This is a genomic window from Desemzia incerta (assembly GCF_900115825.1).
In the GTDB taxonomy this organism is placed as follows: Bacteria; Bacillota; Bacilli; order Lactobacillales; family Carnobacteriaceae; genus Desemzia; species Desemzia incerta.
The window spans coordinates 119,062-140,328 of record NZ_FOXW01000002.1 but is presented as its reverse complement, the minus strand read 5'-3'; the positions used below and the strand labels follow the sequence as shown (position 1 = coordinate 140,328).

Here is a 21,267-nt window from a genome sequence, read left to right as displayed (position 1 = left end):
ATCATCAAGATGAGATTATTTATGTAGTCAAAAGTTGCTTATCTTGACTGTTTTGTTAGCCTAATTTATAATTAGCAAGGTTAACGGACAAAACGAATTTAGATAAGCAACAGTTACATTGACGGAGAACTTACGCAAATCACCGTTTAAATATGCTAATAAGAGGAGAAGACAGAATGAAAGAAACTGACAAAAAAAAATTCCTTCCTATTATTATAGGTACCGACTTGAATTGCTATACCATGTCGATTTCTTTTCACGAAGAATATGGAATAAAACCAATTGTTGTAGGAAAAGCACCTATTCCTTATACAACAGGCAGTACGATCATCGAGAAATTTTATTATACAGATAAAATCGATGATACAGCTTTTTTTATCGACTACTTGAAGAAACTGGCTAAAGAATACCATCAATATTATGAAAAGCTGATATTGATTGGAACAAACGATACTTATGTCACTTTTATCATTAATAATAAAGAGGCCTTATCTGAAGATTTCGTTTTTAGCTACATTGATAAAGAGTGGGTTCCTAAATTATTCTTGAAAAAGAATTTTTACCAATTATGTGCAGAGCATGGTCTAGATGCTCCATTGACTTTCTTTTACTCTTGTAAAGACGAAACACCTTTTAATGAAAAAGTGCCTTTCCCATTAATTGTTAAGCCAAGTAATGGTATTGAGTACTACAAACATCCATTTGAAGGAATGCAAAAAGTATTCAAAGTAAATAATGAAGACGAGTTGCATCGTGTAATCAATAAAATCAAAAATAGTGGTTATACAGATGAGTTGATCATCCAAGATTACATTCCCGGAGATGATACTTACATGTGGGATGCTGTATATTATGCAGATCGTAAAGCGAGTCCACAATTGATCTCATTTGCGCAAGTGGTCCTTCAAGAACCGACTAAATCAGGTGTAGGGAATTATACCTCTTTGATCGTACGAGAAAACAAACCGATGATGGATAAGTTGGTCAAATTTATGCAAGCTATCAATTATACTGGATTTGCTAATTTTGATATCAAATATGATGAGCGCGACAATACGTTTAAAGTATTTGAAGTCAATATTCGTCAAGGACGTTCAAGTTACTACTTGACTCAGAGCGGACATAATATTGCCAAGATGATCGTTGATGACGTGATTTACCATAAAGAAAAAGAATTACAATATGTACAAAGCGATCATTTGTTTGCTGTGATTCCAAAAGGTGTTTTGAAACGTCATGTTTCGAACCCGGAAGTAGCCGCTGAAGTTCGAAAATTGATCAAAGAAGGCAAATACAAAAATCCTTTGTTTTACAGACATGATAAAGGATGGAAGCGCAAGGCGTTCATGACTTTACGTCAAATCAATTACTTTAAAAAATACAAAAATTTAAATTGGGAAAAGAACTAATCAAAAAGAGACTAGGAAACTGGTCTCTTTGTTTTTTGTCCTCGTGTAGATGGAGTACATGGTTCGATTCTCGCTATCTATTGTCATTTTTGATAGAATAATAAAGAGAAAAACTATATTGGCGCAGTAAAAAAGCAGCTAAATAACATTTATGAGGAGATATAAAATGGCTAAAAAAAATAAATTAGTACTGATAGACGGCAGCAGTGTGGCTTTCCGCGCATTTTTTGGGTTGCATGGTCAATTAGAGAAATTCAAAAATCATTATGGACTGCATACAAATGCACTGTATGGTTTCCATAATATGATCCAAAGCGTATTAAATACAGAAAAACCGACTCATGTTCTGGTAGCATTCGATGCTGGAAATACAACATTCCGGACAGAATATTTTCCAGAATACAAAGCTGGTCGTTCTAAAACACCGCGCGAGTTCACAGAGCAAATGCCGTACTTAAGAGATTTGTTGAAAGGATTCGGGATAGCACATTACGAATTAGCTAACTACGAAGCTGATGATATCATTGGAACTTTATCGGTACAGGCTGACCCAGAAAAATTTGATGTTGTAGTGATTTCTGGTGATCGAGATCTAACTCAATTAGCAAAAGAAAATGTTCGTGTAGATATTACGAAAAAAGGCGTTTCCGATCTGAAACCTTATACAGTGGAATCGATCAAAGAAGAGATGGGGATCACTCCTTTACAAATCATTGATATGAAAGGTCTGGCAGGAGACAGCTCGGATAATATTCCTGGTGTCACAAAAATCGGAGAAAAAACAGCTTTAAAATTATTAGAAGAATTTGGTTCAGTTGAAGGCGTTTATGAAAATATCGACAGCATGAAACCAAGTAAACGAAAAGAAAATCTGATCAATGATAAAGAAACAGCATTCTTGAGCAAACGTCTAGCAACGATTGATACGAATTCACCGCTTGAAATCGCTATTGAAGATGTAGAGTATAAAGGTGCAGATTTAAAAAAATTAGCCGAATTTTATAAAGAAATGGACTTCAAATCTCATTTGAGCAAATTAGACACTTCAGAATTAGATGAAGAGAAAGAAGCTAAGCGAACAGAAATCAATTTTGAAGTGGTGACAGAAGTTACCAGTGAGATGTTTACAGATGATATGGCTGTTTATGTACAGTTGTTGAGTGATAACTACCACACAGCTGAAGTGGTTGGTGTAAGTTGGGGAAATGAGGACCACATTTATGTAGGTGCCGCTGAAGACATATTAACGTCTCCTTTATTTAAAGAATGGGCAGAGAATGAGTCTCTTACTAAAGCTACATTTGATGCCAAACAAACGTACGTAGCATTGAATCGCTATGGCATCAAATTAGCAGCAGTAAAATACGATGTTTTACTAGAAGCATATTTGCTTGACGTTAAAGACAACTCTAACGATTTAGCTGCGATTGCAGAAGAATACAACTATCATGATGTAGCAAATGATGAAACTGTTTATGGAAAAGGTGCAAAAATTAAAGTCCCTGAGGACATCACGGAAATGCACACACATTTGGCACGTAAAGTGAAAGCAATTGCTGTTTTAGGTCCTGATTTAATGGAACAATTAGAGAATAATCACCAAAAAGAACTTTTTGCGGATATGGAGTTGCCGCTGGCTAAAATCCTTGCAGATATGGAAATACAAGGAATCACAGTGAACGGTCATCGTTTAGAAGAAATGAGAGAAGAGTTCTCTGCTCGGTTGAAAGAGATCGAACAAAAAATCTATGCTGAAGCAGGGGAAGAATTTAACATCAATTCTCCTAAACAATTAGGCGTGATCTTATTTGAAAAAATGGGCTACCCGGTTATCAAGAAAACGAAAACGGGATACTCTACTGCAGTTGACGTGTTGGAAAAATTGCAAGACCAAGCTCCAATCGTTGAATACATTCTAGACTACCGTCAAATTGCTAAAATCCAATCTACTTATGTGGAAGGATTGTTAAAAGTGGTTCGTGAAGATACAGGCAGAGTCCATACGCGCTATATGCAAACTATCGCACGTACTGGTCGTTTGAGTTCAGTAGATCCCAACTTGCAGAATATCCCGATACGCTTAGAAGAAGGGCGGAAAATCAGACAAGCCTTTGTCCCACGCGAAGAAGGGTGGAAAATTTTTGCTTCTGACTACTCTCAAATCGAATTGCGGGTATTGGCTCATATCTCTAATGACGAGCATATGAAAGAGGCCTTTATAGAGGAACAAGATATCCACACAAGCACAGCGATGCGTGTATTTGGTGTTGAAAAGCCGGAAGAGGTAACGTCTAATATTCGTCGTCGTGCCAAAGCTGTCAACTTCGGAATCGTTTATGGTATCAGTGATTACGGTTTATCTCAAAATCTTGGGATCACAAGAAAAGAAGCACAACAGTTCATCGATACTTACTTTAAAAAATATCCAGGTATCGAAACGTATATGCACGAGGTAGTTCGCGAAGCCAAAGAAAAAGGTTTTGTAGAGACATTGTTTAATCGCCGCCGCTATCTGCCGGAAATCAATTCGCGTAACTTCAACTTACGGTCTTTTGCGGAAAGAACAGCAATTAATACGCCGATTCAAGGAAGTGCAGCTGATATTTTGAAAGTAGCAATGATCAAAATTGCTCAAGCTTTAAAGGAGTCTGATTTAAAAGCTACTATGTTACTGCAAGTACATGATGAGCTGATCTTTGAAGCGCCTGAAGAGGAGATTCCAGCATTACAGAAATTGGTTGAAGATGTGATGGAACATGCGGTTGAATTAAATGTACCTTTAAAAGTAGAAAGCGACTTCGGTCAAAGTTGGTATGATGCCAAATAAGTTTTTTGCACGAATGGAGGAAATACAGGTTGCCAGAATTACCAGAAGTAGAAACGGTCCGTAAAGGGCTGGAAAACTTAGTAGAAAAAGCCGTTATTCAAGAAGTAGAAATTTTTTGGGAGAGAATCATAACTGGATCCAGAGTTGGCGAATCGTTTAAAAAAGCATTAGTCGGTGAACAACTACAACAAATTAGACGCAGAGGAAAGTTCTTGCTGCTGGATTTTGATCGCTATACACTTATTTCCCATTTGAGAATGGAAGGTAAGTATGAAGTGGTGCCCACTGATGAACCACTCAAATTGCATACACATGTCGTCTTTCATTTGAAAGATGGAAGAGATATCCGTTATTTAGACGTGCGAAAGTTCGGTCGTATGGAATTAGTGTTGCGGGGACAAGAAGAAACGGTTGCCGGGATTCAGCGTTTAGGTCCTGAACCTTTTGCAGATGTATTTTTGTTAGAACCTTTTCAAGCTAAACTAAGCAGAATCAAAAAAGCTGTCAAGCCTGCATTATTGGACCAAAACCTCGTAACGGGTCTGGGAAATATTTATGTAGACGAAGCTTTGTTTCAAGCTGGTATCCATCCTTTAAGACCGGGAAATTCTTTGACACCCAATGAAGCAGCTGTATTGCATCAATCTATCATCGAAGTGTTGGGAAAAGCTATTCAAGCTGGAGGAACAACGATAAGAACTTATTTAAATGCCTTAGGAGAATCAGGGAATTTCCAGCAAGATCTGAAAGTTTATGGTCAAACTGGAGAACCGTGTGTTCGTTGTGGAAACCCGATTCAAAAAACTAAAGTCGCTCAACGCGGGACACACTTCTGTGCTCATTGTCAAAAACTGACAGAAGAAAATGTATTACCTGTAATGTGATCTAAGAATGTACGTAAGCAGTAGGGATGGAGGAGCAGCGATGTCTCTTATTTTAGGATTAACAGGCGGAATTGCTACTGGAAAATCAACCGTCAGTAATCTCTTCAAAGAGAATGGGATTCCAGTAGTTGATGCTGATGTTGGAGCTCGGGAAGTCGTAAAAGCAGGGACCGAGGGTTTAAAACGAATTGAAGTAGTCTTCGGCCATCAAGTGATTTCAAACGGGCAGCTAGATAGAAAAGCTTTAGGCAAAATTGTCTTCGAGAATCCAAAGGAGTTAGAGAAACTGAATCGGATTCTGGGAGATTTGATCGCAGAGTGGATTCATGATGAAAAAGAACGGTACATCGAAGAGAATCATCCGCTGGTCGTTTTAGATATTCCATTATTATTCGAAAGTGGTTATCAGGAGGTGGTTGACCAAGTCATGGTGGTAGCGACTACTCCAGATGTCCAATTACAGCGATTGATGGAACGGGACCAAATTGATGAGCAGACAGCTCGCCAGAAAATAGCTGCTCAAGAACCGATCATGGATAAAATGTTAAAAGCCGATTTCGTGATTGATAATAATGGAACTAAAGAGAATACTCGAATACAAGTAATGAATTGGTTAGAGAAACAACATTTTTTACATTAAGACCAAAGACTAGCCCCGTAGATCGACAAACCATGCGGCTAGTCTTTTTGTATACTGTTAAAACGAAACAATTAGGAAATGAAATGATTATCCTTATATATTCAGCATTTAGAGTGTTTTTAAGCAACTAAATGTATGGTATAATAATTCATATAATAAGGCGAAATGCGAACTTTTTAATAAAAATACAGCTTAAAAAAGGATGATGAACAGTGCAATGCCCTCGCTGTCAAAATAATGGAACCAGAGTCGTTGACAGTCGTCCTGCAGACGAAGGACGAGCTATAAGACGTCGCAGAGAATGTGAATCGTGTCGATACCGTTTTACAACTTTTGAAAGAATCGAACGTGTTCCGTTATTAATCGTGAAAAAAAATGGAGACCGTGAAGAATTCAATCGCGAAAAGATCCTAAAGGGCATTATCCGGTCATGTGAAAAAAGACCTGTGCCTATGGACCAAATGGAGAAAATGGTCAATGAAATTGAAAACGAACTGCGCAATTTGGGAGAGAATGAAGTTTCTTCTACCGTTATCGGAGAACATGTCATGGAAAAATTAGCAGAGGTTGATGATGTGGCGTATATTCGTTTCGCAAGTGTGTACCGTCAATTTAAAGACATTGATGTATTTATGGAAGAAATGAAAGAGTTGGAACGAAAAAAAACCGAGAAGAAATAAATGGTACGAAGGGAGTAATCAAACATGTCGTATCCTTGGAAAAATCTTAGTCCAAAAGATGGGTTTATGGTAAGACAAAGTAGTTTGCTTTCGGATATCGACCAACAGATACTCACCTTTTTGTATCAACCTTTGATCGGATCGACGGCTTACAGTTTATACATGACTTTATGGACTGAAACAGAAAAAGACACCTATTGGAGTGAAGGAATTCTTCATGCAGAATTATTGGCTTTGCTGAATATTGGAATGCCTGAAGTGTATCAGGCTAGAATTCGGTTAGAAGCTATCGGCTTACTGAAGACATTCGTACAAACGGAACCTGAAAAATTGTATGTTTATGAACTTCAAAAGCCCCAATCCAGTAAAGCTTTTTTTGAAGAAGACTTGTTTAGCTTGTTATTATTGGAGAGGGTGGGCGAACGGAAATTTAAACAACTCAGAAATCGATTTTCGGTAGAACCTGTAGATCAAAACTCCTTTTTAGAGATCACAAGATCGTTCTTAGATGTTTACCATTTGAATACGAATCAAATAAAACAGCATGAAGAACTGTTCAAAACTTCAGGGACATTGATCGGTGATGCGTCGACGTCAAAAATTACTTTGGATTCAGATTCATTTGATTGGAACTTTTTCTTTAACAGTCTTAACCAACACTATGTCAATCGGTCATCAGTGACTGCGGATATCCGAGAAACGATCTTGACGCTGCATCATATGTATGGAGTAGATGAGTTGGCGATGCAGCAATATATATTAGAGGCATCCGATATCAACACAGGAACGATTGATGCTCGTTTATTAAAGAAAAACGTTGTGGATGATTTCCATCGCAAAACGAATGAGAAAGTACAGCTGAATGATGTGGTCCAACAAGAGATGGAAGAAATAGCTACTACACAAGTACAACATCAGCAAAACTTGAAGGGACAAGGCTTTTCTGATTACGATATTGCGATTATTGAATCCAGTCATCAATATTCTCCAGCAGAATTTATGAGAAGCATCAAAGAACAGAAAAACGGGTACATTTCTAAACCAGAAGAGTGGACGTTGGAAGACGTTGTTAAAAAATCTCGATTACCAAACGCCGTGATCAATATTTTGATCCATTATATTTTGGTCATACAAGGGAATGTGGTCTTCGAAAAGGGATTGGCTTATAAAATTTCAAATGACTGGGCTCAAAATAAAATCACGACTCCTGAAGCGGCTTTGAAAAAGGTGCGTGATATGTACCAAGAAAATGCGGATAAATATAAGAAAAACCAAGAGCGGAAACAAGCAGCCGGTTCTCGTTCAAACAACAGTTATTCGCGAAATAAACATACTGTCCGAAAAGAAAAACTGCCTGAATGGGCTAAAGAAGGATATAAAGCACCCGAAGAGACTGCAATAAGTCCAGAGGTTGAGAAACAACTTCAGGAAAGATTGGCACGTATTCGAAATATGCAAAAAGAAGGTGAGTAAAAAATGGATGATATAGGAAAGAGCCTGACAAAAATCATCAAGGAACGCAAATGGAATGAAGAATTCAATCAATTGATGAAAGAAGTCATGAGAGATCCGGATGTAGTCAGTTTTATCCAAGAACATTCTGAGATGTTGGATAACAGTGCGATAGAAAAAAGTGCTGCTAAATTATATGAATTTGTCAATGAAAAGAAAAAGTATCAAGAGAACAAAGAAAATCAATTGGCTCCAGGATACCAGCCTAACTTAATTATGAACCATCACTACATTGATGTAACCTATGTACCTACAGCTGAACTAGTAGCAAAACAACGGGAGAAAAGCATCAAAAACCTAATTCATTCAATGGATATGCCAAAAGGGATACGGGAAGCAACACTGGATGACTTTCAGAATACCTCCGAAAGATTGCAAGCTAAAATGGAAGCTATGGATTTTATTGAAGCCTACTTGACAGCTCCTAAAAAATTTCATCGCGGGTTGTATTTGCAAGGTTCGTTTGGTGTAGGGAAAACGTATTTGCTGGGAGCCATAGCACACGATTTAGCAGAGAGTGGATTCCCATCTACATTGATGCATTTTCCTTCGTTTGCAGTGGAAATGAAGCAATCTATTGGTGAAAACACTACCGGTGAAAAAATAGAAGCCGTTAAACGAGCTCCTATTTTGATGTTGGATGACATCGGAGCAGACTCCATGTCTAGTTGGATTCGTGATGATGTGCTGGGAGTTATTTTACAGTACCGCATGCAAGAACAATTGCCGACGTTCTTTTCGTCTAACTTAGATATGAAACAATTGGAAGAGCATCTGACGTTTTCTCAACGTGGAGAAGATGAGCCGTTAAAAGCTCAACGTATTATGGAAAGGGTGCGCTTTTTGGCGAAAGAAGTCACGATGCAAGGTGTTAATAGACGTCAGCAGCAATACGAAAATAATTAATCAATGAAAATCCGACTCCGAATCTGCTGGGTCGGATTTTTGTGTGCACAAAGAAAAAGCAGTTGAATCGCTAAAATTAAATCTGTCAAATCATTGTAGTACTCAAAAAATCTTCTCAAAAATGCTTGCGCCTAAACGGTAAACGTGGTTTAATGTATGTGATATAAAAATCGTTGAGAAAGACACCAATAGAAGCGGCACGTTTTACAGAGAGGGAAAGAATTGCTGAGAATTTCCTAAAATGGACTTGTATTGACCACTTTCGAGAGCGGATGTGAACTTACAGTAGCATCCAGCCGTTTAGCTAGCGTTATTTAGCCAAGAGAGCCTGATACCTACAAACGTAAGTGTTTGCGCTAAACTTGGGTGGAACCACGTAAATTTGACGTCCCATTTATGATTTGTATGAATCATAAATGGGACTTTTTATTTTTTCTAAACGTATTTCAACGAAATCTATTACAGGATATGGAGGAACGTATTATGTCAACGATTAACGTAACATTTCCAGATGGAGCAGTAAAAGAATTTCCTTCTGGATCAACAACACAAGAAATTGCAGCAAGTATCAGCAAAAGCCTTTCAAAAAAAGGACTAGCTGGTAAATTCAATGGTGAATTGGTGGATTATGATCGTCCATTGGAAGTTGATGGGAACATTGAGATCGTAACACCAGAACATGATGACGCATTGCAGATTTTGCGTCATTCTACAGCTCATTTAATGGCAAATGCTCTTCGCCGTTTATACCCAGATATCCACTTTGGTGTAGGACCAGCTATTGAGACTGGTTTTTACTACGATACAGATACGGAACAACCGATCACTGAAGAAGACTTACCTAAGATCGAAGCAGAAATGATGAAAATCGTTAAAGAAAATAATCCGATTGTCCGTAAACAAGTTTCTCGTGCTGAAGCATTAGAGTTATTTAAAGAAGATCCATATAAAGTGGAATTGATCACTGCGCTTCCAGAAGACGATATTATTACCGTTTACGACCAAGGTGATTTTGTAGACTTGTGCCGCGGAGTTCACGTACCTTCAACTGGACGTATTCAAGTCTTCAAGCTATTGTCTTTAGCAGGAGCTTATTGGAGAGGGAACTCTGACAATAAAATGATGCAACGTATTTACGGTACTGCATTCTTTGACAAGAAAGATTTGAAAGAATTCTTGCAAATGCGTGAAGAAGCGAAACAACGTGATCACCGTAAATTAGGAAAAGAACTCGACTTATTTATGATTTCGCCTGAAGTTGGTTCAGGTCTACCATTCTGGCTGCCAAAAGGTGCTACGATTCGTCGTACGATCGAACGCTACATCACAGATCGTGAAGTGAGTTTAGGCTACCAACACGTTTACACACCTATTATGGCTGATGTGAACCTATATAAAACTTCTGGTCACTGGGATCACTACCATGAAGACATGTTCCCGCCAATGGACATGGGAGATGGCGAAATGCTCGTTTTGCGTCCGATGAACTGTCCGCATCACATGATGGTTTATAAAAATGACATTCACAGTTACCGCGAATTGCCGATTCGTATCGCTGAATTGGGCCAAATGCACCGTTATGAAAAAAGTGGAGCATTATCTGGATTACAACGTGTTCGTGAAATGACATTGAACGATGGACATACATTTGTGCGTCCTGATCAAATTCAAGATGAATTCAAACGCACACTAGAATTGATGTTGGCCGTTTATGATGACTTCGATATCACTGATTACCGTTTCCGTTTAAGTTATCGTGATCCTAACAATACTGAGAAATACTTTGATGACGATGATATGTGGAACAAAGCTCAGACAATGCTTAAAGCAGCTATGGATGATATGGAATTAGAGTACTTCGAAGCAGAAGGCGAAGCAGCTTTCTATGGTCCTAAATTAGACGTTTTAGTAAAAACAGCTATTGGTATTGAAGAAACTCTTTCAACTATTCAACTAGACTTCTTGCTTCCAGAACGTTTTGATTTAACATACGTAGGTGAAGACGGAGAAAACAACCACCGTCCAGTTGTTATCCACCGTGGAATCGTTTCTACAATGGAACGTTTTGTGGCTTACTTGATCGAAGAATACAAAGGAGCTTTCCCAACATGGTTGGCACCAGTTCAAGCAACTATTATTCCTGTTAACTTGGATCTTCATACAGGATATGCTGCTGAAATCAAAGAACGTATGCAAAAATTAGGTATGCGAGTAGAACTTGATGACCGTAACGAGAAAATGGGATACAAGATTCGTGCATCTCAAACTCAAAAAATTCCATACCAAATCGTTGTGGGAGATAACGAGTTGAAGGATCAATCTGTAACTGTCCGCAGATATGGACACAAAGAAACTCATGTCCAAGGACTAGATGCATTTATGCAAATGATCGGTGATGAAATCAGAACATTTGGTAAAGTAACACGATAAATAGTTCTATCTTCGAAAAAGGTGTTGACATTCGGCTCAAATAATCATATAATATAGAAGTTGAGAAAACAAAGCAGAAGCACCCGCTTCTCGCCTTAGTTGACGAAAAGTCTCTGGGCTAGATATAAACGAAGATGTCTTACGCACGGCGTAAGTACGTATTTATTTATGGGCGGGTTCAGAAATGAACCCGTCTATTTTTCTGCTGATCTTTCTCTCAAATTTTACGGAGGTGAATGACCATAGCAAAAGATATGATGTTAAATGAAAACATTCGTGCACATGAATTGCGAGTTATTGGTAGCGATGGTGAACAAATTGGTGTGATCTCAAAAAGTGAAGCCTTAAAGATTGCTGAAGAAGCAAACTTGGATTTACTTGTTGTTTCTCCAAATGCAAAACCGCCTGTTGCTCGTGTAATGGACTATGGTAAGTATCAATACGAACAGCAAAAGAAAGAACGCGAAGCTCGTAAAAATCAAAAAACCATTAGTGTAAAAGAAGTTCGTCTAAGCCCAACTATTGATATTGGTGACTTTAATACGAAACTTCGTAATGCACGTAAGTTCCTTGAAAAAGGAGATAAAGTGAAAGCTTCTATCCGTTTCAAAGGACGTGCTATTACACATAAAGAAATCGGGAAAGAAGTTCTTGACCGTTTCTATAAAGAAGTAGCTGATATCGCTGTTTTAGAAACAGCAGCTAAAATGGAAGGTCGCAGCATGTTTATGATGTTAGCACCTCAAACTACTGATAAGTAAGAAGACTTTAGGAGGATATACAGATGCCAAAACAAAAAACACACCGTGGTTCAGCAAAACGTTTCAAAAGAACAGGTAATGGCGGATTAAAACGTCATCACGCTAAAACGAGCCATATGTTTGCAAACAAATCGCAAAAACAAAAACGTAAATTGCGTAAATCAGCAATGGTTTCAAAAGGCGATTTCAAACGTATTCGTCAAATGCTTTCACAAATGAAATAATTTATTTCATAACGATAAAAGGTTCTCTTGTAACAGAGAACAACTAAAATCATATTTTGTTAAGTTTTCCTAGTAAGGGATTGCTTAAAGGAGGAAATTATTATGCCACGTGTAAAAGGTGGATCAGTAACACGCCAACGTCGTAAAAAAGTTTTAAAATTAGCAAAAGGTTATTACGGTTCTAAAAATACTTTATTCAAAGTAGCTAACCAACAAGTAATGAAGTCTTACTTGTATGCATACAGAGACCGTCGTACTACAAAACGTAACTTCCGTAAATTATGGATTACTCGTATCAATGCAGCTGCTCGTATGAACGACATGAGCTACAGCACATTAATGCATGGTCTTAAACTTGCTGGAATCGATATTAACCGTAAAATGTTATCTGACATCGCTATTACAGATGCAGCAGCATTCACAGCTTTAGCTGAACAAGCTAAATCAGCATTAAACAAATAAATCGATTTTAAAAGTACCTTCGTTAAGAAGGTGCTTTTTTTTTTGTCTAATAAGCGTCCTCTAAGTGCTTGTTAAGATTTTTGAACTATTCAATAAAGCATTGTAAGCAGTAAAGTTTGATGATAATATCAATAGGTAGAGCAGAGGTGAACCAAGTAATTTAGTAAGGTAGCCTTTTAGATTAGGGAGAATGTAAAATGAGAAGCGTTAAAAAATTGAAAAACGTTCTTGTGCCGTTAGTTGCTGTACTGATTTTTATGGGAGCATGTGAGAAGCAATCTGGTAACCCATATCTAACAGAAGAGTATACGAACAGACACAATAACGAAAATGTATTAAACTTAACAGAGTCATCTGAAATACCCACAATGGATACGGTCATGCAGCGAGACATCGTTAGCGGAAACGTGATGAACAATGTTTTTGAAGGACTTTATCGACAAGGAAAAGACGGAGAGATCGTTCTTGGAATGGCAGCAGAGGAGCCTGTTATTACCGAAGATGGGCTGACCTATACATTTAAGATCAAAGAAGAGGCAGTTTGGTCAAATGGAGAACCGGTCACGGCCCACGATTTCGTATTTGCTTGGAGACGGTTAGTCGATCCTGAAACGAAAGGTGTTGGCAGCCATTTGATTCAAGATATCGTTAAGAACGCCAATGCAATCATATCCGGCGAATTGGATTCAAATGAACTGGGTGCAACAGCTTTAGACGATAAAACATTACAAGTAGAACTGACAAAACCGTTCACTTACTTCAGCAATTTGTTGACTCTTCCAGTTTTCTTCCCGCAAAAAGAAGAGTTTGTAATGGAAATGGGATATGAATATGCTAGGTCGAGTGAAACTCTCTTATATAATGGACCTTTTGTACTAAAAGAGTGGGATGGCACAGGGTTGAGCTGGGTATATGAAAAAAATGAACAGTATTGGGACCGCGACTCAGTTAATTTGAACACTATCAATGTTGATGTAGTGAAAGAAACTTATACAGCATTGAATTTATACAATAATGATTTAGTGGATCATATCATGCTGACTGGTGAATTCATTGAGTTAGAGAAGGATCATCCGGAGTTAGAATACATCCCAACCTCTTCGGTTTATTATTTGAAATTTAATCAAAACAAAGATGGTGAACCTACACCGTTGGCGAACGAGAATATTCGAAAAGCTCTTGCTAAAGCTATTGATAAATCAGGTTTTGTCGAAAAAGTTTTGCGCAACGGGTCAATCGAGGCAGATGGGTTAGTTCCTGAACGTTTTGCATATGACCCTGAGACTGGTACAGACTTTAGGAAACAAAACGGCTATTTAATGCCTTACAATAGACAAGAAGCAGTAGAGCTATTTAAAAAAGGATTAGAAGAATTGGGTGTAGACAAACTTTCATTAGAAATTATTGGGGACGATACTCAAGTAGGCAGAGATTCGTTGGTTTATCTGCAAAAAAACTTAATGGATGTTTTTCCTGAGTTGCAAATCAATATCTCTAATAAGCCTTTTTATGCTCGATTAACGGCAGACGAAGAACAAAATTACGATATTCAGTTAGCTGGATGGGGTGCGGATTATGCAGATCCAATCAACTTTCTAGGATTGTTTACAACGAACAATGGAAACAATAATACTGGTTTTTCAAGTGAAAATTATGATGCTCTCATTGCAGACGCTGAATCAGTTGAAATATCGCCGAGCCAACGATGGAAGTTATTGTTGGAAGCGGAAAAACAACTATTAAACGAAGGTATTATCGCGCCTATTTATCAAGAATATAAAGCTGTTTTACAAAAGGACAAAGTAGACGGCATTATTGCTCATCCTGTTGGAGCAGAGTACACCTACAAATGGGCCGATATCGTACAGTAACTTACTTTAAGTTCAAAAGTCATCCTTTAGTCTGATTATTTATTGTGTATAGTGACTTATAATAATGACATAGCAAAGAAACTGAAAACGTCTTTGTTGTAAAATATTATAGGCAAAGGACAATGTACAATGAAAATGAGAAAAAAAACGGTGAAGACTCCTGTAAACAAAATCAAGTCATTATGTCTGGCGCTGTTCAACTCTAATGTAAAAGGTAAAAAGAAACTTGCTGTATTAGGGATGATTCTTTACATCATCAGCCCAATAGATATCATTCCTGATTTTGTTCCACTAGCAGGTTACGCAGACGATATTTTATTGCCGATTCTCTTTTTGGTCATAGACAAAATGTTGAGTGACGAAACTCCATCAGAACATCCAACTCCTATAAAAGAAGCAGAAAAAGCTTAATGACGATACAGTCCGAAATGATTTTCTTATAAAGAGAAAATCATTTCGGACTTTTTTTTTAGAAATGAATAAAGTTTTCTTTCTTTACATCATAAAAAAGACAAATAAAGAGACAGAAACTAGAAAAAACTTTATAGTATAGAAGAAACGATTGTTTTTAAAAAGGTTTTAAATTGGAATCTAATTTGTTTCAAAAAATTGCCTATAAATTAGAACTAGATGTTCACAATTAAAGAAATTTAATTCAGTGGTATTTAACCAAAACGAAATAATACATGATATAATAAAGAGGATGATGTGAAAAACAGATGGAGGGGTCCAATTTGGAAAATACAGATATCGATTTTTTAAAAGAACTAACGGATGCTAAAGGAGTCCCTGGAAATGAGGGACAAGTTCGTAAAGTATTTAAAAAGTATGCAGATCCTATTGCAGACTCGATTACATATGATAATTTAGGCAGTATTATTGCTAAAAAAACAGGGGATCAATCAGGACCCAAAATTCTTTTTGCCAGTCATTTAGATGAAGTAGGCTTTATGGCGACTTCTATCACAGATGATGGTTTTATCCATTTTACTCCTCTAGGCGGATGGTGGGCAAATGTCATGTTAGCTCAACAAGTAGAGATCACTACAAGTTCTGGTAAGGTAGTCCATGGAGTTATTGGTTGTAAGCCGCCTCATGTTCTCACAAAAGAAGTACGTGAAAAAGCCTACGATATAAAAGATATGTTTATTGATATAGGAGCTGGAAGCAAAGAAGAAGTTGCTTCTTGGGGTGTGAAATTAGGAGATATGATTACTCCTTATACTGAGTTTAGAAGACTGAACGATTCGAAGTTTTTATTAGCAAAAGCTTGGGACAATCGTATTGGAACAGCTGTAACATTAAAAGTTTTGGAAAATTTGAGTCAATCGGACCATCCTAACATAGCTTATGGAGTAGGTAATGTCCAAGAAGAAGTGGGGTTAAGAGGAGCAAAAACAGCTACTCATTTAGTTAATCCTGATATTGCGTTTGCGTTAGATACTGGAACGGCTGGTGATACACCAGGTATGACAGCTAAAGAAGCAGACTCTAAATTGGGAGAAGGTCCTCAAATCATTTTATATGATGCTTCTATGGTTGCTCATAAAGGATTACGCGATTTTGTTATTAAAATAGCAGAAGAATTGAACATACCTTATCAGCTGACAGTCATAATGGGTGGGGGAACCGATGCTGGAAGTCAGCACGTTTCTCACAACGGAATCCCTTCTCTAGCTGTGACGGTACCGGTTCGTTATCTGCATTCTCATACATCCGTTATTCATGAAGAAGATTACATGAATACGGTAAAGTTGATGACTGAAGTCGTTAAACGATTAGATGCTGAAACAGTAAAAAGTATTACGTTCGACTAGTGAAAAATATGCATTAAAACTCTGAATAGTTAATAAAGTAAGTATTTTTAGAGAAGGTTGTTGGTAAATGAATTCGAGTTGTTGGCAGGTGATAATAGCATGAAGCGAGCAAAAAAAAGGATTGCAGTGATCGGTGGAGGTATAACGGGTCTGACGGCTGCTTATCGTATCAAACAGAAAATTGAGGCGGAAGATTTACCATTTGAGCTGATTATTTTAGAGAGTTCTCTTAGAGTCGGCGGTAAAATCTACAGTATGAAAGTAGAGAATCAATACCTGGATTTAGGTGCAGAATCTATTGATACTCGCTATCCAGAAGCCTTGGAATTAATTAAAGAATTGGGAATTGAAGACCAACTTGTCTATAGTGAAGGCGGTAAACAAGATCTATTCTACTATAATGAGTTGCACCATAATTCTTTTCCGACGTATAAAGGTATCCCGATGAACAAAATGGATATTTGGAAAAGTAAAATGCTTTCTTTTAACGGGAAAGTGGCTACGTTTAAAGATCGTTTCTTGCAGCCAGAGCAGTTAACAGAGGATATTGAAGTGAGCAGTTTCTTAAAGAGAAGACTTGGTGATGAAATTGTTGAGCTGATGTTAGAGCCTTTCTTTTCAAAAGTTTACGCCAACGATATTGATGATATGGGTGTTAGAGCTAATCGTGAAACGGTTTTTGAGTTAGAACAAAAGTATGGAACGATTGAAAAAGCCTTACAAGAGCATCCCGAACTAGAAGATCGTTCAGGAAATTATGCTACATTTGCTCATGGTCTTTCAGTATTAACCGATAAACTTGAAGAAATCCTAAAGCCTCATATCCAGTACAGTAAAAAGGTAGTTGAAATCAAACCTGGTGTAGAGAATACATACATTCTCAATATAAATCTTAAAGAAGAGGTTCGTGTAGGTGCGATTTGTGTCGCAACACCAACAACTGAGTATACAAAGCTGTTTAAAGATAAAGAACTGAATAAACAATTTTCTCAAATCAAAACCGCTTCTATTGGATATATTGTTTTTAGTTTTAACCCAGAATCGATCAAGAACTATCCTGATGGTTTTGGGATATTGACTCCTAGAAGAAATGATTCATTTGTTTCTTCCATTACTTTTCTAGGAAAAAAATGGCCAAGTTTATACGGCTCTAAAGAAGTGTTGCTTGGAGTGAATTTTGGTCGTAAAGGTGAAGACATGATTGTTTCGTTAAGCAATAAAGAGATCGAAGAAAAAATCTTAGCCGATTTAGAAATGATCCTTGGCGTAACAGAAAAACCAAATTATCGTATCATCAAACGTTGGCCAGACGCCATTCCTCATTTTTCTGTTCACCAAGAGCAGACGATGAAAGAAGTTGTTGGTCCAATGTTGGAAGAGAAATATCCTGGTGTCTTAATAGGCGGAAACGGTTTAGAAGGTTTCGGTTTAAACCACTGTATCAGACAAGGAAACGAAATTGGTGAACAGTTGGTAGAAGTGATAAAAAAACAGAATTGTCTTTAATACAAGATTGAAAGCGAGAAAACATTCAAATTTAACGATTTGAATGTTTTTTTTATTTCATATTTTTCTGAAATACTGTAAAGTAGTGTTTGTGAATTTAATTCTAAAGTAAGATTTTAGTTATGATAAATGAAACGAACAAAACCAAAACAAAGTGGTTGTTTGATTTTTAACCCCCACTGGACTAAAGTGGAGGAAAGAAAATTGGGAGGTAAGATGATGGAACTGACAATTTTAGGTTATTGGGGAGGTTATCCCACAAGAAATGGAGGAACCAGCTCTTATTTGATTGAATCTGATGGCTACCATTTATGGTTAGATGCAGGAAGTGCATCGCTGATTGCGTTAGAAAACCATATAGATCCATTAGATATAGATGCTGTTTTGATTTCTCATTATCATCATGACCATATAGCGGATTTAGGGGTATTCCAGTTTACTCGTCAATTGAAGGGGATAGGTGAGAACCGTGCCCCAATTGTACCTATCTACGGTCATGAGGAAGATAAAGAGAATTTTGATCGATTGACAATGGACCGCGTTTCAAAAGGAATAGCCTACAGAGAGAATGAGGCTTTTACAGTGGGGCCTTTTGAGATTACAGCTATGAAGACCTTGCATCCTGTACCTTGTTTTGCCCTTCGCATCGAAGAAGTCAATACGGGGAAAGTGTTGGTCTTTACAGCAGATTCAGGTTATCTAGAAGGCTTTATCCCTTTTTCAAAAGATGCTGATCTGTTGCTGGCTGATACAAATTTCTTTCATGGAATGGAGAATCATCGAGTGCATATGACAGCAACCGAGGTAGGGAGAATAGCAAAAGAAGCACAAGTTAAAAAATTAGTGTTGACTCATTTGCCCCAACAAGGTGATTTAGCTTTATTGAAAGAACAAGCTGCAGCAGAATTTGGTTCTCAAGAAGTCCTATTAGCAGAGAAGGATCTGCTGATTACCATTTGAAGCAACGGAATAGAGATTCATGAATTAGTAGGATGAAGTGATTATAAGAAAAGGGGAATGCAGTGTGTATTACGTAAAAAATGAGCGCAATGGAGAAGAAATAACAGATCCTAGATTAAATTTAGCGATTGAATATTATTTATTGAATGAAATTCATCTCGATGAACCGATTTTGTTGTTCTATATCAATGAGCCTTCCATTATAATAGGAAAAAACCAAAATGCATATGAGGAAGTAAACCGCGATTATGTAGAACAAAACAATATTCATGTCGTGCGTCGTTTTTCTGGCGGCGGTGCTGTTTACCATGATTTCGGAAATCTGTCTTTTTGTTTTATCACAAAAGATGATGGGGATTCTTTCCGTAACTTCAGCAAATTTACTGAACCGGTAATTACAGCCTTGCATAAAATCGGGGTCGAAGGTGCTGAACTAAAAGGACGGAATGATTTGCTGATCAATGGACAAAAATTTTCTGGTAATGCAATGTACTCCAAAAATGGGCGTATGACAGCTCATGGAACGATCATGTTTGACAGCGAAATCGATGCAGTAGTAAAAGCTTTAAAACCAAAAAAAGAAAAGTTGGAATCTAAAGGAATCAAGTCTGTTAGAAGTCGCGTAACCAACATCAAACCATTTATGTCTGATGAATTCCAATTTATGAATACGAAGCAATTCCGTGAAAGATTGTTATTGAACATTTTTGAAGTCGACTCTGTTGAAGAGGTTAAAGAATTCAAATTAACAGAAAAAGACTGGGATAAAATAGAAGAGTTCTCGAAACAATACACTGGAAATTGGGAATGGAATTATGGGAAATCACCCGACTTTGACATTGAAAGAAGTCAACGATTTGCTATAGGATCTATCGATGTGAAATTGAACGTTGAAAAAGGTATCATCCAAGACATCAAAATATACGGAGATTTCTTTGGACTAGGAGAAATTTCTGATGTGGAAGAAAAATTAACCGGCATTAAATACGAAGCAAAAACGATTTCCGCAGCATTTGATGAAATAGACATCAAGAAGTATTTTGGAGATATTACTAGAGAAGAATTAGTCCATTTGATTTATTAAAAAAAGGACTGAACAAAGTTTACCGCCCAAAAATTGGGCATGACTTTGTTCAGTCTTTTTTATTTTGAAACAAGTGTAACTTTTCTGTGTTTGTTCACCCTTGATTGCTGTGGATTAATGACACAGATCTTTTTAATAGCGATTATTATCTTTTTCTGCCTAATCCAACAGCATTTTTCATTTTTCTTAGAGTTTTGTTTGCTACTAATCTTGCTTCTTCAGCGCCTTTGTCTAAAATAAGATCTAATTCTTCTGATGCCAATAATTCATCGTGTCGTTGTTGGATAGGTTCTAAAACAGCCACAACAGCTTCAGCTAGATCTTCTTTAAATTGACCATAACCTACACCTTCATAGCGTTTAACGATGGTATCGATAGATTCGTTTGTGAAAGAAGAATAAATTGTCAGCAAATTAGAAACTCCTGGTTTATTTTCCTTGTCATATTCAATAACACCACTTGAATCAGTAATAGCACTCTTGATTTTTTTTCGTATTACTTTAGGTTCATCCAACATAGAGATAAATCCTTTTTGGTTTTCATCTGATTTGCTCATTTTTTTGGTAGGATCTTGTAAGCTCATAATTCTACCACCTGCTTCAGGAATATGCACTTCAGGCAACGTTAAAATAGCGTTATTATTTCCATAACGATTATTAAAGCGTTCGACAAAATCGCGAGTTAATTCTAAATGTTGTTTTTGATCTTCCCCTACAGGAACTAAGTCGGCTTGGTATAAGATGATATCCGCTACCATTAGTGGGGGATAAGTTAGTAATCCGGCAGATACACCAGCTTTTCCATTTTTAGCGGATTTGTCTTTGAACTGAGTCATTCGTTCGAGTTCCCCAATCGTGGTGTTGCATTGAACGATCCAAGCAGCTTCTGCATGAGCAGAAACTTCTGATTGAATGAATACTGTAGCTTTCTCTGGGTCTAATCCAATAGCTAAGTATAAAGCCGCTAAACTCTTTGTTTGCTTTCTCAATTGCAGGCGATCTTGAGGAACTGTTATAGCATGTTCGTCTACAATGCAATAGAAGCAGTTAAATTCTTCCTGTAAAGGAATGAATTGTCTCATAGCTCCAATATAATTTCCTATGGTAGGCGTACCACTAGGTTGAATACCTGAAAAAATAGTTTTTGTCATTTCTTACACTCCCTGTATCTATACAATTCTTGCTCCCTAGATATCATAACAAAAAAAGAGCCGTTTGTTATGAAAAATAGGAAATATTTGCTTAAAACCTTGAAAATTTAGGTCTTTCCTTAAATAAAAGGAAAAATTATTAAA

18 protein-coding genes and 1 other annotated feature are annotated in these 21,267 nt (G+C 37.2%); of the genes, 17 read left to right on the top strand and 1 reads right to left on the bottom strand.

Annotated elements, in window-relative coordinates; translation table 11 throughout:
• The first annotated feature begins 176 nt into the window (after positions 1–176).
• The 17 genes from BM137_RS03330 (at position 177) to lplA (ending at position 19,973) form a co-directional block, all read left to right on the top strand.
• Positions 177–1,409, top strand: coding sequence for a carboxylate--amine ligase (locus BM137_RS03330; RefSeq protein ID WP_092479743.1), 1,233 nt, complete (start codon positions 177–179; stop codon positions 1,407–1,409).
• A 166-nt stretch (positions 1,410–1,575) separates the two neighbouring features.
• Entirely contained in the window at positions 1,576–4,236 is a 2,661-nt protein-coding gene (gene polA / locus BM137_RS03325; protein WP_092479742.1) for a DNA polymerase I, read from the top strand.
• Positions 4,237–4,265: 29 nt separating this feature from the next.
• The gene (gene mutM, locus BM137_RS03320; RefSeq protein ID WP_092479741.1) at positions 4,266–5,120 is read left to right on the top strand and encodes a DNA-formamidopyrimidine glycosylase; all 855 of its coding nucleotides are present in this window, start codon (positions 4,266–4,268) and stop codon (positions 5,118–5,120) included.
• Positions 5,121–5,160: 40 nt separating this feature from the next.
• A complete protein-coding gene (coaE, locus tag BM137_RS03315) occupies positions 5,161–5,760 on the top strand; it encodes a dephospho-CoA kinase (protein ID WP_092479740.1) in 600 nt (199 codons plus the stop codon).
• Positions 5,761–5,972: 212 nt separating this feature from the next.
• On the top strand, positions 5,973–6,440 hold the full coding sequence (nrdR, locus tag BM137_RS03310; protein ID WP_092479739.1) for a transcriptional regulator NrdR: 468 nt from the start codon (positions 5,973–5,975) through the stop codon (positions 6,438–6,440).
• 24 nt (positions 6,441–6,464) lie between these two features.
• On the top strand, positions 6,465–7,913 hold the full coding sequence (locus BM137_RS03305) for a replication initiation and membrane attachment family protein (RefSeq protein WP_092479738.1): 1,449 nt from the start codon (positions 6,465–6,467) through the stop codon (positions 7,911–7,913).
• A gap of 3 nt (positions 7,914–7,916) precedes the next feature.
• Positions 7,917–8,858, top strand: coding sequence for a primosomal protein DnaI (dnaI, locus tag BM137_RS03300; protein WP_092479737.1), 942 nt, complete (start codon positions 7,917–7,919; stop codon positions 8,856–8,858).
• A gap of 483 nt (positions 8,859–9,341) precedes the next feature.
• The gene (gene thrS / locus BM137_RS03295; RefSeq protein WP_092479736.1) at positions 9,342–11,288 is read left to right on the top strand and encodes a threonine--tRNA ligase; all 1,947 of its coding nucleotides are present in this window, start codon (positions 9,342–9,344) and stop codon (positions 11,286–11,288) included.
• 65 nt (positions 11,289–11,353) lie between these two features.
• Positions 11,354–11,496: a sequence feature (ribosomal protein L20 leader region), on the top strand.
• A gap of 28 nt (positions 11,497–11,524) precedes the next feature.
• Positions 11,525–12,049: a translation initiation factor IF-3 gene (infC, locus tag BM137_RS03290; protein ID WP_092479735.1), complete on the top strand. Its 525-nt coding sequence runs from the start codon at positions 11,525–11,527 to the stop codon at positions 12,047–12,049.
• A 23-nt stretch (positions 12,050–12,072) separates the two neighbouring features.
• Positions 12,073–12,273 carry a 50S ribosomal protein L35 gene (gene rpmI, locus BM137_RS03285; RefSeq protein ID WP_092479734.1) on the top strand — a complete coding sequence of 67 codons (201 nt, stop codon included), beginning with the start codon at positions 12,073–12,075 and terminating at the stop codon, positions 12,271–12,273.
• A 102-nt stretch (positions 12,274–12,375) separates the two neighbouring features.
• A complete protein-coding gene (gene rplT / locus BM137_RS03280; RefSeq protein WP_092479733.1) occupies positions 12,376–12,735 on the top strand; it encodes a 50S ribosomal protein L20 in 360 nt (119 codons plus the stop codon).
• 197 nt (positions 12,736–12,932) lie between these two features.
• Positions 12,933–14,606 (top strand): peptide ABC transporter substrate-binding protein, encoded by a 1,674-nt coding sequence (locus BM137_RS03275; protein WP_092479732.1) that lies wholly within the window; start codon positions 12,933–12,935, stop codon positions 14,604–14,606.
• Positions 14,607–14,735: 129 nt separating this feature from the next.
• Positions 14,736–15,017 carry a DUF1232 domain-containing protein gene (locus BM137_RS03270; protein ID WP_092479731.1) on the top strand — a complete coding sequence of 94 codons (282 nt, stop codon included), beginning with the start codon at positions 14,736–14,738 and terminating at the stop codon, positions 15,015–15,017.
• Positions 15,018–15,340: 323 nt separating this feature from the next.
• The gene (locus BM137_RS03265; protein ID WP_092479730.1) at positions 15,341–16,423 is read left to right on the top strand and encodes a M42 family metallopeptidase; all 1,083 of its coding nucleotides are present in this window, start codon (positions 15,341–15,343) and stop codon (positions 16,421–16,423) included.
• Positions 16,424–16,522: 99 nt separating this feature from the next.
• Positions 16,523–17,929, top strand: a complete 1,407-nt coding sequence (gene hemG, locus BM137_RS03260) for a protoporphyrinogen oxidase (RefSeq protein WP_092479895.1) — start codon at positions 16,523–16,525, stop codon at positions 17,927–17,929.
• Between the two features lie 219 nt (positions 17,930–18,148).
• Positions 18,149–18,889, top strand: a complete 741-nt coding sequence (locus tag BM137_RS03255; RefSeq protein ID WP_092479729.1) for an MBL fold metallo-hydrolase — start codon at positions 18,149–18,151, stop codon at positions 18,887–18,889.
• A 64-nt stretch (positions 18,890–18,953) separates the two neighbouring features.
• Entirely contained in the window at positions 18,954–19,973 is a 1,020-nt protein-coding gene (lplA, locus tag BM137_RS03250) for a lipoate--protein ligase (RefSeq protein WP_092479728.1), read from the top strand.
• Positions 19,974–20,118: 145 nt separating this feature from the next.
• Here lplA and trpS read toward each other — a convergent pair whose 3' ends face one another.
• Positions 20,119–21,123 carry a tryptophan--tRNA ligase gene (gene trpS, locus BM137_RS03245; protein WP_092479727.1) on the bottom strand — a complete coding sequence of 335 codons (1,005 nt, stop codon included), beginning with the start codon at positions 21,121–21,123 and terminating at the stop codon, positions 20,119–20,121.
• Positions 21,124–21,267: the final 144 nt, after the last annotated feature.

Excerpts from the sequence above, each read along its gene's own strand:
- BM137_RS03330 (WP_092479743.1), top strand. The coding sequence starts at position 177 with ATGAAAGAAACTGACAAAAAAAAATTCCTTCCTATTATTATAGGTACC.
- rpmI (WP_092479734.1), top strand. The coding sequence starts at position 12,073 with ATGCCAAAACAAAAAACACACCGTGGTTCAGCAAAACGTTTCAAAAGA.
- BM137_RS03305 (WP_092479738.1), top strand. The coding sequence starts at position 6,465 with ATGTCGTATCCTTGGAAAAATCTTAGTCCAAAAGATGGGTTTATGGTA.
- dnaI (WP_092479737.1), top strand. The coding sequence starts at position 7,917 with ATGGATGATATAGGAAAGAGCCTGACAAAAATCATCAAGGAACGCAAA.
- infC (WP_092479735.1), top strand. The coding sequence starts at position 11,525 with ATGACCATAGCAAAAGATATGATGTTAAATGAAAACATTCGTGCACAT.
- BM137_RS03270 (WP_092479731.1), top strand. The coding sequence starts at position 14,736 with ATGAAAATGAGAAAAAAAACGGTGAAGACTCCTGTAAACAAAATCAAG.
- thrS (WP_092479736.1), top strand. The coding sequence starts at position 9,342 with ATGTCAACGATTAACGTAACATTTCCAGATGGAGCAGTAAAAGAATTT.
- coaE (WP_092479740.1), top strand. The coding sequence starts at position 5,161 with ATGTCTCTTATTTTAGGATTAACAGGCGGAATTGCTACTGGAAAATCA.
- hemG (WP_092479895.1), top strand. The coding sequence starts at position 16,523 with ATGAAGCGAGCAAAAAAAAGGATTGCAGTGATCGGTGGAGGTATAACG.
- BM137_RS03255 (WP_092479729.1), top strand. The coding sequence starts at position 18,149 with ATGGAACTGACAATTTTAGGTTATTGGGGAGGTTATCCCACAAGAAAT.
- trpS (WP_092479727.1), bottom strand. The coding sequence starts at position 21,123 with ATGACAAAAACTATTTTTTCAGGTATTCAACCTAGTGGTACGCCTACC.
- rplT (WP_092479733.1), top strand. The coding sequence starts at position 12,376 with ATGCCACGTGTAAAAGGTGGATCAGTAACACGCCAACGTCGTAAAAAA.
- polA (WP_092479742.1), top strand. The coding sequence starts at position 1,576 with ATGGCTAAAAAAAATAAATTAGTACTGATAGACGGCAGCAGTGTGGCT.
- BM137_RS03275 (WP_092479732.1), top strand. The coding sequence starts at position 12,933 with ATGAGAAGCGTTAAAAAATTGAAAAACGTTCTTGTGCCGTTAGTTGCT.